We start from the raw sequence: 15,211 nt of genomic DNA, 5'->3' as shown, positions 1-15,211 counted from the left end.
AGAGCCGCACAAAGCAAATCCCCCAGTAGTGCTCAAGAGCACTACTGGGGGATTTGCTTTAATAAGGCGAGAGGGGAGAATCTACTTATGTGCCTCCTTGCGCTTCTCCAATCCCCTCTTGAGGACATCTACACAGAGGTCTATTGCCTCCTCGAAGGTGTCTGCGACCTTGTCCACGAATAGATCATTACCGCTGATGAGCAGCTTAACAGACGCTTCTTTATTTTCGGAGACCTCGGGCTTAACCACCTTGAGCAATACCTCTGCCGCCTGAATATCGTCGGCAAAGCGGTTGAGCTTGTCGAGCTTCTTACGGATAAACTCTTTGAGCTGCTCGGTTGCATCGAAATGCAAGGCTTGAATTCTGATGTCCATAATCGTTGTGTTGTTTTGTGCTCTAGGATGAGCGTGATACACCTGTTGTAGCTGTCTGAAGGAAGTGTGCGTGTACTGTACAGTCGTGGCGACAGAGCTGTGTCCCATAAGCTCCTTGAGCTTGAGCAGATCAGCTCCCGAGTTGAGCATATCCGTGGCAAACGAATGCCTCAGCGTATGCGCCCCACGGCGAGCGAGATTGGGGACAGAGGCTAGCTGCGCCCTTACGATGGAGTAGACATCGCTCCCTTTCATAGGCTTTCCCTTCAAAGTTAAAAAAAAAGAATCAGAACCACCAAATTCACGATCCCTGATTTCACTCCACTGCTGCATCATCTGAGCCAAAGAGATCCCAAAGGGGACAATGCGCTCCTTATCGCCCTTGCCCACAACCTTGAGGCTACGACGCTCCAGGTCTACATCAATCGTGCGCAGAGCAGCCAGCTCGCTTCGTCTTAGGCCACATTCGTAGAGCGTGGCCACAACGAGCCGATCTCGCACCTCTCGCAACGAGGGGGACTCCACAGGCTCGAGGATGCGCTCCAGCTCGCTCGTAGGCACATAGGCTGGCAAAGGCCGCTCCTGCCGAGGAGCCTTGAGCGAGACGATGGGGGAGCTGGAGAGATAACCCACCTTAACGAGGTATCGATACCAGCTCTTCGCCGAGGATAGACGCCGAGCCACCGAACTGGCCTTCCCCCCCCGATCCATCATCCCCGAGAGCCAGCCTCGCACAAGGTCAAGATCGCCTGCACTGGGCGCAAACTCCTCACCCAAACGCTCCCGACAGTAAGCGATATAGGCCTCGAGATCTCCTCGATAGCCCACCAGGGTCTGCTCCGAAGCATTGCGCTCATATGCCATATAGCGTACAAAAGCCTCGAGTAGGCCCTCAGCAGTAACATCCACAGACATAGGTGTCAAGATAAAATGAAGAAGCGACCCCATCACTCCCCTCCGATGAGGAGGGAGAGACGAGGTCGCTCGATAGTGTTGAGAAGCAAATTACTTGGGATCGTAAGCCCACTTGAGATAAATGGCTCCCCAAGTGAAGCCAGCCCCGAAGCTCGTTAGGATGAGGTTGTCGCCCTTCTTGAGGTCTCGCTCACGCTCCCATAGGAGGATGGGGATCGTGGCCGAGCTCGTATTGCCGCAGTACTGGATATTGACCATGACACGCTCCATAGGGGCCTCCATCTCACGGGCAACAGCATCGATAATGCGCTGGTTCGCCTGATGAGGAACGACCCAGTTGATATCCTCGTAACGCAGGTTATTGCGCTCCATCACCACTCGGCAGCTAGAGGCCATGGCCCGCACAGCATGCTTGAAGACCGCTGCTCCCTCCTGGTAAACATAGTGCTCACGCCTATCCACCGTCTCATGGCTAGCAGGACGAGCCGAGCCCCCAGCCTTGCAGATGAGGTGATCACGGCCCGAACCATCGGTGCGGAAGTGGGCATCCATCACCCCAAGCTCCTCCGTTGTAGGCTCAAGCAGGACACAGCCAGATCCATCCCCAAAGAGAGGGCAAGTCGCCCTATCGGTATAGTCGATAGCTGCAGACATCTTCTCCGTAGCCACGATGAGCAGACGCTGATAGCGGCCCGAACGGATGTAGTTCGCCCCCGTCTCTAGAGCGTAGAGGAAGCTAGGACAGGCCGAGATCAGGTCAAAAGTAAAGGCATTCACACAACCCGTCTCATGAGCCACAATCGAGGCCGTCGTAGGGAAGTGATAGTCTTGAGTATTAGTGGCTAAGATCAATCCGTCGATGCTAGCGGGATCGATCTGGCTGCGCCCGAGCAGATCCTTAACAGCCTGAATAGCAAGGAAAGATGCGCCCTTGTTGGGATCCTTGAGGATGCGACGCTCCTTGATTCCCACACGGGTCATAATCCACTCGTCGTTGGTATCGACCATCTTCTCCAGGTCGGCATTGGTCAGCTTGTCCTCGGGCAGATACCCCCCGACAGCCGTGATGGCAGCATTGATTCTATTCATATAGATAGTGTAGTTTGGTTTGATGCAACAGTCAAATTGCCTGCTAAGGTACAAAAAACTAATGTGTACTGAAAAAGTGGATGGGGAGAGGAGCTAAGGGCGGAGAAAGGATAGAGAATAGGTCTGCACCCCCCGCTCACGCGAGCGGACAACTAGTTGCAGGATCATCACTCCTCGATGTATTGTCGGTAGGGCCTCCAAAGCACTCGGAGCATGGCTCGTCAGCGTCTCCAGCCAGCCGATAGCCCTCTCGCCCCTCATCTCGACGAGGCGACAGCCCGAGAGATCGTACAGCATCAGGAGTACCGAAGCCTGGGGATCACTCCGCAGCTCTTGCAACAGATCGACAAGCCGAGCGATACGCTCTCCCCCCTCCCCCTGCGAGTCTCGGCCGAAGGGGTCTCTCAAGCGGGTATTGGGCCGTGTGGGTGAGGCAAAGCCTCCCGAGGAGAGAGCCGAGGTCCAATTGCCAGTATTGTTAGGGTATCGGGATCTGTCGGAGAGGCGGATACGCTCCAGCGCGACACCCGCCCGGCTGCGAAGCCCCTCTTCCTTGAGCCGAGGCAGATAGAGGACGTCATCGATAACCCCAACACCTGCCCGATAGAGGCCAATGTAGCAACCCGAATTGTTCAAGCGAGGCAGAGGGGCTTGTATAATATCCTCCACATACACATTCGGATGCGTCATCTGCACAGCCGAGGGGGACTTCGTCAGCACAAGGTAAGTCTCGGGAGGGATAACCACGGACTTAGGCAGAGGATAATACTTCGCCTGCTCTGAATTTTTACCAATGAGCAAACCAACCCCATCGGTAGAAATCTCTCGAGAAGTAGGATTATGGATCTCAATATACTCCTCCCCTCCTGGCTCGGGATGCGCCATGATCTCGGTCAGGAGGAGATACGAGGAAGAGGGGTCATCCTCGGGTGAGGGCTGAGGCATCTCCATCCCCTCGTCGACCTTGTCATCGAACTCTATATCGGTGAAGTGTGTAGCCGAGCGGTAGCGAGGGGTCGAGAGACAGACGAAGCCGAAGGTATTGCGCAGATCGGAGAGGCGTAGCTCCTCCTCCGTCTGCCCAATCAGCTGAAAGGCCTGAGCCTCTCCGACACGCTGGAGATAGAGCCTCCAGTGCCCCTCCTCGTAGCGAACGTCATAGCGTAGCTCTAGAGCAGAGGTCATCGAAAAGCCCCTCCCCGAGATGAGTATCCGCTCGTGAGATAGGGAGAAGCGAGCTCCAGAACCTAAACCTCGAGGACTCAGTCGAAGGCTCACCAGGGAGGCATTCGACCGATCGCCTCCCCCGAGGCTAAGGGCAACATAATCATACTGCTTGAGTGTCGTATTGGCAGCGAAGCAGGCCAGGAGGATGTAGCTATGATTGCGCTTGCTGAGCGGTAGATCTAGGCGTACTCGCCCCCTCCAGCGCACCTTAGGGGGCAGAGTAACAGAGGTCATGAGCGTACTCTGAGCATTAGCCAACCCCTCGTGGGCAGAAAGCGAGAGCCAACCCTCCTGGATCTCGAAAGCCTCGAGATCATATCTCCACTCAGGAGAGGAAGGATGTCGTCCCTCACCCCAGTTTGCTCGCCACGACTGAGCTCTCAGCTCAGCCTTACCGAGCCCATCAAGCAGAAGGAGGCACAGAAGCAGCAGACGAAGAGAGACTCTACCGGTCATATCCACTCAGACGAAGGCTTTATTCGCCAAAGATCGAATTACCCGAGCCGCGGCGCAGCATCTCGACACGCTCCTGGACCATTTTCTTGAAGGCCTCTCGCTCCATACGCTTCCCCTCGGTAGGGGCAGAGATCTTACGATCGACCGAGGTGAGGATCTCTACGGCTTGGAAGATATTATCCTCGAGCACAGCCTCGAGGATGAGCCCAGGTACATTGGCATTGATAGGGCCCTCGGCGATGGGGATATGTTCGGTGAACCAAACAGTCTGCTTCTTGTCCTTCGAGACGGCCTTCTTGCATTCATAGCCAAGGATCTCCTTCTTCTCATCGGGTAGGATGTCGAACTCTATGCTATTGATCCGCTCAGTGATGAGATAGACCTTGCCAAAGGCATTGACCTGGCTGAGGCTCTCTCCAGTCGTATGGTTCTTGTAGGTCATGTTCTTGGCCTGCTCGCCGAGGCTGGCATTGACATCAATCTTCTGCCCCATGAACTCGATCTCCTGCCGCTCCTTGGAGGGGATGAGGCGCAGTTCGCTCTCTCCATTGACATAGACCAGGCTGTAGTTGAAGACAACATTGCGATAGGCATAGACAAGCGACTTGCGCATCTGCTCGGGCAGATTAGACTGAGCAAAAAGCGTGGGCGAATCGGTATTGAAGCGTACACTATAGCGTACGCTAAGCTCCTGAGCTGAGAGGTTGTGGCTCGAGAAAAAGAGTGCCCATAGGGCGAGGCTGAGGGTGATGAGGCGTTTCATAATCATTGGAGGATTGGAGGATGAACACTAATATTTGACCTTAAGCCCAAGCATAAGATGCCCAGGCATATAGTACATCGTTCGGGTAGAGGTCAGGTAGGGGCCGATGTGGATGTCGGTCTGTACCCGCTCGTTGGTATGGAGAATATCTTGCCCGACGAGCTCGAGGCTTAGCTTGGAGCTCAGCTCGTAGCGCAAGGTACAGTCGTAGTAGATCTGCTTGGTGTGCAGACTACTCTGTCGGAAGTCTCTGTAGCGCAGGGCAGCCTCGGCATGCAGCTTAGGCGAACGCCAAGAGAGAGCCGCCCGATAGTCGGTGCTATAGACCTCACTCTTGACGGAGACATTGCGATAAGCCGTGCGCAGGTGCTCGACGGAGAGGTCTGCGTTGAGCCCATGTTTGTAGAAGGTTGTCAGACGGCCCTTAAACCTCAGGAGATCGACGTCGAGGCTCGAGAGCCGCTGGGTCTGATAGTAAGGGGTATGACGACGCATATACATCCCCTCGAGCTTAGCATTCAGAGGCATGAAGAGGAACTTTTGCTCAAGGGCCGACATCCAGCTCAGGCTATACGCCCCCGAAGCCGTGCGCCTGTCGATGATAGAGACTAAACCCTGCTGCCGGTAGTCATCGACGAGGCTGTGCTTCGACTGCTCCCATGAGAGGACGTTCGTGATCTGAAATCCATAGAGGGGATACATGAGCACATGGATGAGCATCGTACGGGAGCTGCGGGCATAGAGGCGATCGACAGAGCTACTCGAGAGACTCTTGTAACTATTGATACGATAGCCCCCAGCCAGCTGGTCGGCAGCGTATATCTCGAGGGCATGATCATGCTCGAGAAGGGCAAAGTGGGTGGTCGAGAGGCGATAGTTGAGCTTGAGGGTAGGCAGCAAAGCCGTCTCTCGCCCCGAGGGTAAGGGCCGTGAGAGCTTGCCCTCGGGCAGCAGCCTCTGTAGCCGTGCCCCGAGGGTAAAGGTCAGAGCTCCGCGATCTCGGTGGAGCTGTAGCCCGGCCTCGAGAGAGCGATGCTCGAGCCAATGCTGCTGATCAAAAGAGCCCCCCTCCGCACTCTGAGCACGAGGGTCTAGCGAAGCCTCGAGGCAGCTGGCATCGTAGCCCGCCCCGAGGGCGAGGCGAACGAAGTAGCTAGGACTAAGGCGATACAACCATGACAAACGAGCCGTGTGGTGCTGTAGCTGCTGCCTCTGGGCATAACGATAGCCCTCGGGTAGCCCCATAAGACCTGAATAGAAGGGTCGTTCGGGACTGAAGCCATAGTCCGACTTCGTCCCCGTATAGCTACTCTCGAGGGCTAGATTGAGGCTATGCTTGCCTATACGACGAATGCCTACGAGGCTATGCTCGGTGGTCAATAGGTCGTCATCGTCCCGCACCTTGAGGGGATTGGAGAAGATGCTCGAAGAGAGGTTCTGCCGACTGCCCCCAAGGTAGAGACGCCCCGAATAGATGAGATTGAAGAGGGACGAGGGCTGTAGCGAGAGCCTCAGGCCTGTCATCAGATGCCTACGCCTCTGCCGCTCTCGCATGGAGTCCTCATAGCTCAGCCCCGAGAGGTAGTCGTAGCGGTCTCGGCTACGAAGGCGATAGGCCTCGAGGCCAAAGAGGCCGCTCCACTGTAGCCGGATCTTAGGCGAAGGATTGATCGAGCTATTGAGTGAGAGCAGGCCATTGTCCCTCTGATAGACATTGCTTCGTGCATCCAGAAAGGCCTGGTAACTGGAGAGGGTGCGCTGCATGGCTTCACGAGGGTTCTCGCCCGAGATGATCGAGCTGAGCCCCCCGTTCATATTGATCACGTCGGAGGTGGTGAGGACTTGTCTACCGATATTATTGCCCGAGAGGATGCTCGAGATCATGGCCTTGCGCCCGATGAGTAGGCCATTACCCTTGAGCTGATACTTGCTGCTCAGCCCTCCCAAGAGCTCTGTCTCGCCACGGATACGTCCACGCATCTTGTCATCCATACGCAGATTGACTACCGTCTCGTTGCTGGTACGGAAGCCGTCGAGGATGCTATACTCAGAGTAATTGTCTATGACCTCGATGCTCTGGACACCATCGGCCGAGAGGTTCTTCAGAGGCACGGCCGTATTACCCTGGAAGATGTCGTGGCTCTCCATGAGGATCTTGCGTATCGGCTTGCCATTGATCGTTAGGGTGCTCTGCTCATGATCGACCCGCACGCCTGGCAAGGTCTCGAGTAGCTCGCCGAGGTTGCGCTCGCCACCCTTGCGGTAGAAGCTGGGACTGTAGATCGTCGTATCGCCCTTGACCCGAACTCCCTGAGCTCGCACGACAAGCTCTCGGAGCTCTCGCCCCTCCTCCCTGAGAGTGAAGTCCAGGACGACGGGGCGAGAGCGGAAGAGCATCACCCGTCGGATCTCGGTCTCGTAGCCGGTGAAGCTGGTGCGTACGAGGTAGCTTCCCTGGGGGAGCTGGTCGAAGCGGTATGCCCCCTGCTCGGTCGTAGTCATCCCGGAGACGAGACTACTGTCTCGAGGATGGAGCACCCGCACAGAGGCGAAGGGCAGTCCTCGACCGGAGGTGTCCCGCACCCGGCCTGAGAGCAAGGTCTGAGCCCAGAGCAACTCGGGGACAAGGAGGAGAGCCCCGAGGAGGAGAAGGTACAATCGTGTTTTCATCCCGAACATGAAAGGGGTTTATATCCGCAAATATACGAATATTGCGAAACCTAGATATCGGGATAGAGAGACTTAGTTGAACAAAGGTGCATCTCTGTCCAAATCATGATCTTTGGGAGGCTGAGCCGACCCTGCTAGATAGAGCGAGAGGCTTAGCTTTAGCTCGACTGAGCGACGAAGGCGGCAGCGAAGAGCTTCATCTGTCGCAGCATCGAGACGAGGCCATTGGAGCGTGTGGGGGAGAGGTGGTCAGAGAGACCAATCTCTCGGATGAAGTAGAGATCCGCTGCCACGATGTCCGAGGCAGGCTGATCGCCCAATACCCTGAGCAGCAGGCTAACGATGCCCCGAACGATGATGGCATCGCTCTCGCCCTCGAAGTGTACTCGCCCATCGGGCAAGAGCTGGGCTGTGATCCATACTCGGCTCTGACAGCCCTCGATGATGTTTTGGGGTGTCTTATCCTCTGCCCTCATCGGGGGGAGGGCATTGCCCATCTCGATGATTAGGGCATAGCGATCCATCCAATCATCCAGGGCACTGAACTCCTCGATGATCTCGTCTTGTATTTGGTTGATTGTCATAGGTTCATGTCGTTTGAGGTGTCGTCCGACGGCATCAATGTCTCTGGGCGATGGTCGTGGCCACAGTCTGCCCGACAGCGAGCAGGGTCTCTCGGTCGATGATCTCAAGGTCATCAGCATGAGTATGCCAATGATCTCCGAAGCCCTTGTCGTTGCTAGGGTTGTAATGCACGATGTCTACGCAGGGGATACGCAGGTGCTTGATCACAGGCACATGGTCATCGATGAGTGCCCCCCCCTCGCTGGGTTTGAAGTAAGCTCCCCATCCCAGCCGAGCGGCTGTAGACCAAAGCTCACGCAGGAGCGGAGCAGCGTAGGCCTTCGAATACCCCTCGTAGTAGAAGCGGGCCCCTCGTGCGCCCACCATATCGACCAGGATGCCGTACTTCGTTCGATCCTGTGGGGCGTGGGGGTGCTGTGCCCAGTACTGAGAGCCTAGACACCAGGTCTCGTCATCGCCCATTGAACCGCCATCCTCTAGGTCAAAGAAGAGGAAGTCTACCCCGACAGGACTCCCGCCCAAGGCATACTGGCGGGCGAGCTCAAGTAGGACGGCCACACCGCTCCCCCCATCATCTGCCCCGAGGATCGGGCTAGACTGACGTGAGGCGATGGGATCATGGTCTGCCACGGGGCGAGTGTCCCAGTGGGCCATGAGCAGCACCCTATCGGGCGAAGCCCCCGAGCGAGAGGCGATGATATTGCGCCCCTTGACCCGACGCCCATGGTAGTCCTGCGAGGGGAAGGTCTGCTCCTGCACCTCATAGCCCCACCCCTTGAGCAGGCTGACGATCCAGTCGCCACAGAGCTTATGCCCCTCGGAGCCAGGCGTACGAGGGCCGAAGGCCACCTGTTGGGCGACATAGCTATAAGCACTATCGGCATCGAAAGGGGCACTGAGCAGCTCGGTCGTAGCCTCGGGGGCTTCGCCGCCCTGGGCCTTCCCCGTCTGAGAGCCAGAGCAGGAGAGGAGGGCGATCGCTAGGGAGAGGATCATCGGGACGGAATAGGATCTAAGCATAGTCGGAGATCTAAGGGCGACGGCAGCACCGGAGACAGAGCTCTCGCATCCGAGACTTAGGGGCGAGGTAGAGGCGGCTGATACCATCTATATGACTAATTTAATTTACTTTTGCAGAGCACAAAGGTAAAACTAATTCGGCTCATACATCGATCCTATGATCATCAAATCGGCAAAGTTCGTCGTCAGCAATACAGATGTCCGCAAGTGCCCTGAGAGCGATCTGCCCGAGTATGCCTTCATAGGTCGCTCCAATGTAGGCAAATCCTCTCTGATCAATATGCTCACCGGGCACAAGGGACTGGCCATGACCTCGCAGAAGCCTGGCAAGACACAACTCATCAACCACTTCCTCATCAACGAGGCTTGGCATCTAGTCGATCTGCCAGGCTATGGCTACGCTCGTCTAGGGCAGAGTGCCCGAGAGGGGCTACGCAGGCTGATCGAGGGTTATATCCTAGAGCGCAGACAGCTAACCTCACTCTTCATCCTCATAGACTGCCGCCACGAGCCCCAGCGCATCGACCTGGAGTTCATCCAGTGGGCTGGGCAGGAGGGCATCCCCTTTGCCCTGGTCTTTACCAAGGCGGACAAGCTCAGCCGAGGTCGCCTCATAGCAAACATAGAGGGCTACCGAGAGCGACTACTCGAGAGCTGGGAAGAGCTTCCCCCGATCTTCATCACCTCATCCGAGGCGAAGCTCGGCCGAGAGGAGCTGCTCGACTACATTGACGAGATCAATACATCTAATTCTATATCTAACGTATGAAAGGAACAATTCTAGTAACCGGTGGGACTGGTTATATCGGTTCGCACACCACTGTCGAGCTCATCAACTCGGGCTATCAGGTGGTGATCATGGACAATCTCTCCAACTCCAACGTCGAGGTTCTCAAAGGTATCGAGGCCATTACAGGCGTATGCCCCACTTTCTACGAGGCAGACTGCAACGACGAGGCTGCTGTCGAGCGTATCTTCTCGGCACACCCTGATATTTGTGGGCTGATCCACTTCGCAGCCAGCAAGGCTGTGGGCGAGTCTGTACAGAAGCCCCTACTCTACTACCGCAACAACCTACTCTCGCTCATCGTGATGCTCGAGGCCATGCAGCGTCATGGGACGAAGGGGATCGTCTTCTCCTCCTCCTGCACTGTCTATGGCCAGCCCGAGCAGCTACCCGTTACCGAGCAAGCCCCTATCCAGGAAGCCCTCTCGCCCTACGGCAATACGAAGCAGATCAACGAAGAGATCGTGCGTGATACGATCCATGCAGGAGCACCCTTCAAGGCAATCCTCCTACGCTACTTCAACCCCATCGGGGCACATCCCTCGGCCCTCATCGGAGAGCTACCCCTCGGCGTCCCCCAAAACCTCATCCCCTACCTCACGCAGACGGCTGCAGGCATTCGCAGGGAGCTCAGTGTCTTCGGCGACGACTACAATACGCCTGACGGCTCTTGCATCCGAGACTACATCAACGTAGTAGACCTGGCCAAAGCCCATGTCAAGGCGATCGAGCGCATTCTTAACCCCGAGCTCGGTAGCCCAGCCCTAGAGACCTTCAACGTAGGGACGGGTCGTGGGGTCAGTGTGCTGGAGCTGATCCGAACCTTCGAGCAGGTAACCGGCGTCCCCGTGCCTCACAAGATCGTCGGCCGCAGAGAGGGCGACATCGAGCAGGTATGGGCCGATCCTAAGCATGCCAACGAAGTCCTCGGCTGGAAGGCAGAGGAGAGCCTCGCCGACACCCTACGCTCGGCTTGGGCTTGGCAGAAGCACATCACACCCAAGGCATAGCCCCATCGGAGACACAAGCGATACCAGAGAGAGAGAGCGGTGGAGGCCCAGGGCCTCCACCGCTCTTGCCTTACGTTGAGTGTAAATAGTCCTATACGACCAAGGCTTTATAGGTCAATAATCGATGGCAGTGCCAGGAAAGTCGTACCTTTGTATACTATGGATATAGAGGTGAGCCAGTGGCTCAAACAAAGAACAAATAGTGTGCTGCTGGATGTACGCACACCTGCCGAGTTTGCCCAGGGGCATATCCCTCATGCAGTGAATTTGCCCCTCTTCAGCGATGCAGAGCGGGTGGTCATAGGCACGTTCTATGTACAGGAGGGGCGGCAGAGGGCCGTGGACGAAGGCATACGCCTCCTAGGCCCTCGGCTGTGGGAGTATGTGTCCGAGGCTCGTACCATAGCCTCGGGTAGGCCGCTCTCTGTGTACTGCTGGCGAGGAGGGATGCGCAGCGAATTTGTAGCATGGCTCCTCGGTATGGGGGGGATGAAGGTGAGTAGGCTCAAAGGGGGATATAAGGCCTTTCGTCGCTATGGCGAAGCTCTGATAGCCAACACCCCATGGCCGTTTGTCGTACTGGGCGGAGCTACTGGGAGTGGGAAAACCCCTATTCTCCGTGAGCTGCAGCACCTTGGCGAGCAAGTCCTAGACCTAGAGGCCCTGGCACATCACAAGGGCTCGGTCTTTGGAGCGATCGGACAGCCTCCTCAGCCCACCACCGAACAGTTCATCAACCTGCTCTACCGTGAGCTTACGATGCTAGACCCCACGAGAAGGATCTGGCTAGAGAGCGAGAGCAAGCTCATCGGTCGGGTATTTATCCCCGACACCTTGTGGGGAGCTGTATGCCGTGCGCCCATGGTGCTCCTGGATATTCCGCTAGAGGTACGAGCAGAACATATTGTAGCAGAGTATGGCACAGCCCCTATCGCCGAGCTCATGCCCCCCTTCGAGCGCATAGCCAAGCGGCTTGGAGGGGAGCAGAAGCAGCGTGCCCAGGAGGCTCTCCTCTCGGGAGACCTCAGGACTGCCGTAGTCATCGCTTTGGGCTATTACGACAAGGCCTACAGCCGCTCCCTAGCCAAGGACTGGGGCACTCCGATGCTCACCCTCTCTGTCCACGAGGACTGCCCCTCCCAGACCGCCCGCCTATTGCTCGAGGAGGTGCAGAAACATCTAAATCAATAACCATCAGAATATGTTATGAAGACGATCGATACAAGGGGCAAGCTATGCCCCATCCCATTGATTATGCTCAAGAAAGGGCTCGCTGAGTGTCGCACTGGCGAGGAGATCTGCGTGCTCACCGACAACGCAACAGCCTGTGCCAACCTCAATGACTACCTGCATGAGCTACGGGCCGAGATCCAACAAGAGGAGGTAACGAACTCCAATGGAGAGACTTACACCGAGCTACACTTCTCAACACCCGAGACCATCAACGGAGCCACAGCCCAGGCAGCCGAACCCTCTTGCCCCACGATGCCTAGTGCTGAGACACCCTATGGAGTAATTATCGACTCAGATGAGATGGGCGGTGGAGACTCGGAGCTGGGTAAGATACTGATGCGAGCCTTCGTCAATGCCCTCATAGAGATGCCCCACATGCCTCAGTTTGTCATCCTCTACAATCGTGGGGTCTACCTCGCTACGAGGCAGACAGACACCGCCCAAACACTGGAGCGGATGAAGAGGGAGAGGGGGGTAGACATAGTCTGCTGCGGCACCTGTGTCGATTACTATGGTCTACAGGGCGACCTCCAGGTGGGGCGAATAAGCAACATGTACACCATCATGGAGATACAGAGCCGAGTGAGCCGCATTTTGCGTCCCTAGACCCATCAGATCTACGCTCGGTATGCCCCTACTCTACTTCGACAACGCTACAACCTCCTACCCCAAGCCTCCTGTACTGCGAGAGGCATTGGCCTCCTTCTACGACCAGCCGATAGGCAGCTATGGCCGTAGCCTAGATGAGGTCACCATGCAGGCTACCCTACAGGTCGAGCAGCTCAGAGACGCCCTGGCCTGCTGGCTCGGGGTCGAGGATGCCGATCGGGTGGTGCTGTGCGAGAATGCCACCTTTGGCCTCAACACCATCTTGCGAGGCTATGCCCCCCTCAGACAGCACGATGCCTGGGTTTGGATCAGCCCGATGGAGCATAATGCTGTGATGCGCCCCCTAGCAGCTCTAGGCACTCAGTATGGATTACGCTACGAGGTGATGCCCCACCTACCCGATGGGCGAGTGGATGTGGAGCGTCTCAGCACACTGCCTCGAGCTACCCTCCCAGCCCTAGCCATCGTGAATATAGAGAGCAATGTGAATGGGGTCATCCAGCCGATGGCTCAGATCGCTGCTGCCATGCACCGATGGGGCATACCCCTCCTGTGCGATGCGACACAGTGTGCAGGGTCTATGCCTCTACAGATCGATGAGTGGGGGGTAGACTTCGTCGCCTTTACGGGACACAAAGGCCTGCTCGGGCCTTCGGGGACAGGAGGGTACTATATCCGTAGACCAGAGGAGGTAGAGCCACTCACGCTGGGGGGCAATGGTCATCACTCCGAGAGCCTCCTGGCGACAAGGGAGATGCCCGACCGCTTCTTAGCTGGCACGCCTAACCTCCTGGGGCTTACCGCTTGGGCTGCTGCTATGGAGCAGATCCCGAGCTATTCGATCTCGCCCTCAATGTGGTGGGAGGCACTCAGAGAGTGGGACAAGCTGCCGAGCATACGGCTCTACCACGCTCTAGAGGCCGAGCACCAGGGCTACCTCTTCTCCCTCACGCACGAGTGTCTGAGCCCCTCAGAGCTGGCCACGAGGCTACACCATCGCTTCGGCATCATCGTGCGCTCTGGTCTGCACTGCGCCCCCTTGGCTCATAAGACGCTGGGCACACTCGAGGTGGGCGGAGCACTGCGCATCTCTATCTCCCCTTATCAGACCTTGGAGGATTGGGACTATCTTACGAATGCTCTGAGGCAAGTGCTGCATGACTAATTACATCCTCTTCCCCACGACTCGAACATTTATCCGAGGGATGAAGGCCGCCAAGGCCGCCTCCATCCCCCACAGGGTGAGGGCTGTGCCCACGCACATCACCCACCAATGTGGCATGTGCCTCGAGATAGAACACGATGCCGAGATGCTGGCGGCCCTAAAGACCGCTCTAGAGCACGAGCAAATAGAATATCAAATTATTAGTGAGCAATAAGATGAGTACTCAGACCTTTGACCTCCTCGATACTGTGGAGTATGGTGGCTGTTCGGCCAAGCTAGACCCTCTCAAGCTCAAGGAGCTACTCCGAGGCCTCCCCCTCCTGCACGATGAGCGGGTGATGGTGGATGTAACGACCCACGACGATGCTGGTGTGTACCGCATTAGTGAGGAGGAGGCCCTGATCGTAACCACCGACTTCTTCCCACCGGTATGCTCCGATGCCTATACCTTCGGCAGGATAGCCGCTGTGAATGCCCTCTCGGATGTCTACGCCATGGGGGGGATACCACTACTGGCACTCAACCTCACCCTCTTCCCGAGCAAGGACATTCCCCTAGAGGTATTGGCCGATATTTTGCGTGGGGGGCAGGATGCTATCAACGAGAGCGGAGCCCTCACCATGGGCGGCCATACGATAGATGATGCGCCGCCCAAATATGGCCTAGCCGTAGTGGGGCGTGTGCACCCCAACAAGCTGATTACGAATGCAGGCGCAAGGGCTGGGCAGGTACTCGTTCTGTCCAAGCCGTTGGGTACTGGCGTTGCCATCGCAGCCCATCGCCTGGGGATGATCGCCCCTGACGACTACGAGGCGGCACTCAGGAGCATGCAGCTACTCAACAAGACTGGGGCTGAGCTGATGCAGCAATATGGCGTCAGGGGGGCAACGGACGTTACAGGCTTTGGCCTCGTGGGGCATGCCCTAGGTATGGCCCAGGCCTCTCAGGTAAGCATGGATATAGACACGGCCGCCGTGCCCGCACTGCCAGGGGTGCGACAGCTTCTAGACGAGGGCTGCATCCCCGGGGCAGCCTTTCGCAACATTCGCTTCGCAGGCGACGATCTAGCCGTGCATTGCTCGCTGGCTCACAAGATGCTGATGGCCGACGCACAGACCTCCGGGGGGCTGTTGATGGCGGTAGATGCCTCTGTGGCAGAGGCTTTGGTGGCAGATCTAAGGGCTTCGGGGCTACACCCCGAGGCAGCTATAGTGGGCATGGTAACAGAGCATGAGCCTGGTAAGCCGTATTTGTCTCTGTACTAGCAGCCTTCCAGCAAGGGGGCATGGGTCTTCTAGCATGGTATC

Annotated in this window: 14 protein-coding genes; 7 read left to right on the top strand and 7 right to left on the bottom strand. The window is 56.8% G+C overall.

From position 1 onward, the window contains the following. Positions 1-81 precede the first annotated feature (81 nt). The 7 genes from HQ37_RS06820 to HQ37_RS06790 all read right to left on the bottom strand — a co-directional run bounded on the left by HQ37_RS06820 (position 82) and on the right by HQ37_RS06790 (position 9,100). A complete protein-coding gene (locus HQ37_RS06820; protein WP_036881717.1) occupies positions 82-1,290 on the bottom strand; it encodes a tyrosine-type recombinase/integrase in 1,209 nt (402 codons plus the stop codon). A 90-nt stretch (positions 1,291-1,380) separates the two neighbouring features. Continuing rightward, a complete protein-coding gene (locus HQ37_RS06815) occupies positions 1,381-2,379 on the bottom strand; it encodes a beta-ketoacyl-ACP synthase III (RefSeq protein WP_036881715.1) in 999 nt (332 codons plus the stop codon). Between the two features lie 93 nt (positions 2,380-2,472). Next, on the bottom strand, positions 2,473-4,062 hold the full coding sequence (locus HQ37_RS06810) for a lamin tail domain-containing protein (RefSeq protein ID WP_036881713.1): 1,590 nt from the start codon (positions 4,060-4,062) through the stop codon (positions 2,473-2,475). 19 nt (positions 4,063-4,081) lie between these two features. Then, a complete protein-coding gene (locus HQ37_RS06805; protein ID WP_036881746.1) occupies positions 4,082-4,825 on the bottom strand; it encodes a GLPGLI family protein in 744 nt (247 codons plus the stop codon). A 27-nt stretch (positions 4,826-4,852) separates the two neighbouring features. Further along, on the bottom strand, positions 4,853-7,495 hold the full coding sequence (locus tag HQ37_RS06800) for a carboxypeptidase-like regulatory domain-containing protein (protein WP_160215073.1): 2,643 nt from the start codon (positions 7,493-7,495) through the stop codon (positions 4,853-4,855). Between the two features lie 158 nt (positions 7,496-7,653). Beyond that, entirely contained in the window at positions 7,654-8,079 is a 426-nt protein-coding gene (locus HQ37_RS06795) for a SufE family protein (RefSeq protein ID WP_036881711.1), read from the bottom strand. Positions 8,080-8,113: 34 nt separating this feature from the next. Next, positions 8,114-9,100, bottom strand: a complete 987-nt coding sequence (locus HQ37_RS06790; RefSeq protein WP_052080834.1) for a M28 family peptidase — start codon at positions 9,098-9,100, stop codon at positions 8,114-8,116. Between the two features lie 157 nt (positions 9,101-9,257). Between HQ37_RS06790 and yihA the strand changes: the two genes are divergently transcribed. From yihA to selD, 7 genes are all read left to right on the top strand, one after another. After that, positions 9,258-9,869 carry a ribosome biogenesis GTP-binding protein YihA/YsxC gene (gene yihA / locus HQ37_RS06785; RefSeq protein ID WP_036881709.1) on the top strand — a complete coding sequence of 204 codons (612 nt, stop codon included), beginning with the start codon at positions 9,258-9,260 and terminating at the stop codon, positions 9,867-9,869. Continuing rightward, entirely contained in the window at positions 9,866-10,897 is a 1,032-nt protein-coding gene (gene galE / locus HQ37_RS06780; protein ID WP_036881707.1) for a UDP-glucose 4-epimerase GalE, read from the top strand. Before yihA ends, galE begins: the two co-directional genes overlap by 4 nt. Positions 10,898-11,056: 159 nt before the next feature. Next, positions 11,057-12,088, top strand: coding sequence for a tRNA 2-selenouridine(34) synthase MnmH (gene mnmH, locus HQ37_RS06775; RefSeq protein WP_036881706.1), 1,032 nt, complete (start codon positions 11,057-11,059; stop codon positions 12,086-12,088). A gap of 15 nt (positions 12,089-12,103) precedes the next feature. Next, complete coding sequence (yedF, locus tag HQ37_RS06770) at positions 12,104-12,736, top strand: sulfurtransferase-like selenium metabolism protein YedF (RefSeq protein ID WP_036881704.1); 633 nt, start codon at positions 12,104-12,106, stop codon at positions 12,734-12,736. A gap of 22 nt (positions 12,737-12,758) precedes the next feature. Further along, positions 12,759-13,904 carry an aminotransferase class V-fold PLP-dependent enzyme gene (locus tag HQ37_RS06765; RefSeq protein ID WP_036881703.1) on the top strand — a complete coding sequence of 382 codons (1,146 nt, stop codon included), beginning with the start codon at positions 12,759-12,761 and terminating at the stop codon, positions 13,902-13,904. Continuing rightward, the gene (locus HQ37_RS06760) at positions 13,897-14,118 is read left to right on the top strand and encodes a DUF3343 domain-containing protein (protein WP_052080831.1); all 222 of its coding nucleotides are present in this window, start codon (positions 13,897-13,899) and stop codon (positions 14,116-14,118) included. The genes HQ37_RS06765 and HQ37_RS06760 overlap by 8 nt, the downstream gene beginning before the upstream one ends. Before the next feature lies 1 nt (position 14,119). Next, complete coding sequence (gene selD, locus HQ37_RS06755) at positions 14,120-15,169, top strand: selenide, water dikinase SelD (protein WP_036881701.1); 1,050 nt, start codon at positions 14,120-14,122, stop codon at positions 15,167-15,169. Positions 15,170-15,211: the final 42 nt, after the last annotated feature.

Origin of the sequence: Porphyromonas sp. COT-239 OH1446 (genome assembly GCF_000768875.1) — a bacterium.
Lineage (GTDB): Bacteria > Bacteroidota > Bacteroidia > Bacteroidales > Porphyromonadaceae > Porphyromonas.
Note: the sequence above shows the minus strand (reverse complement) of the source record. Positions and strands in the feature narration are given on the sequence as shown.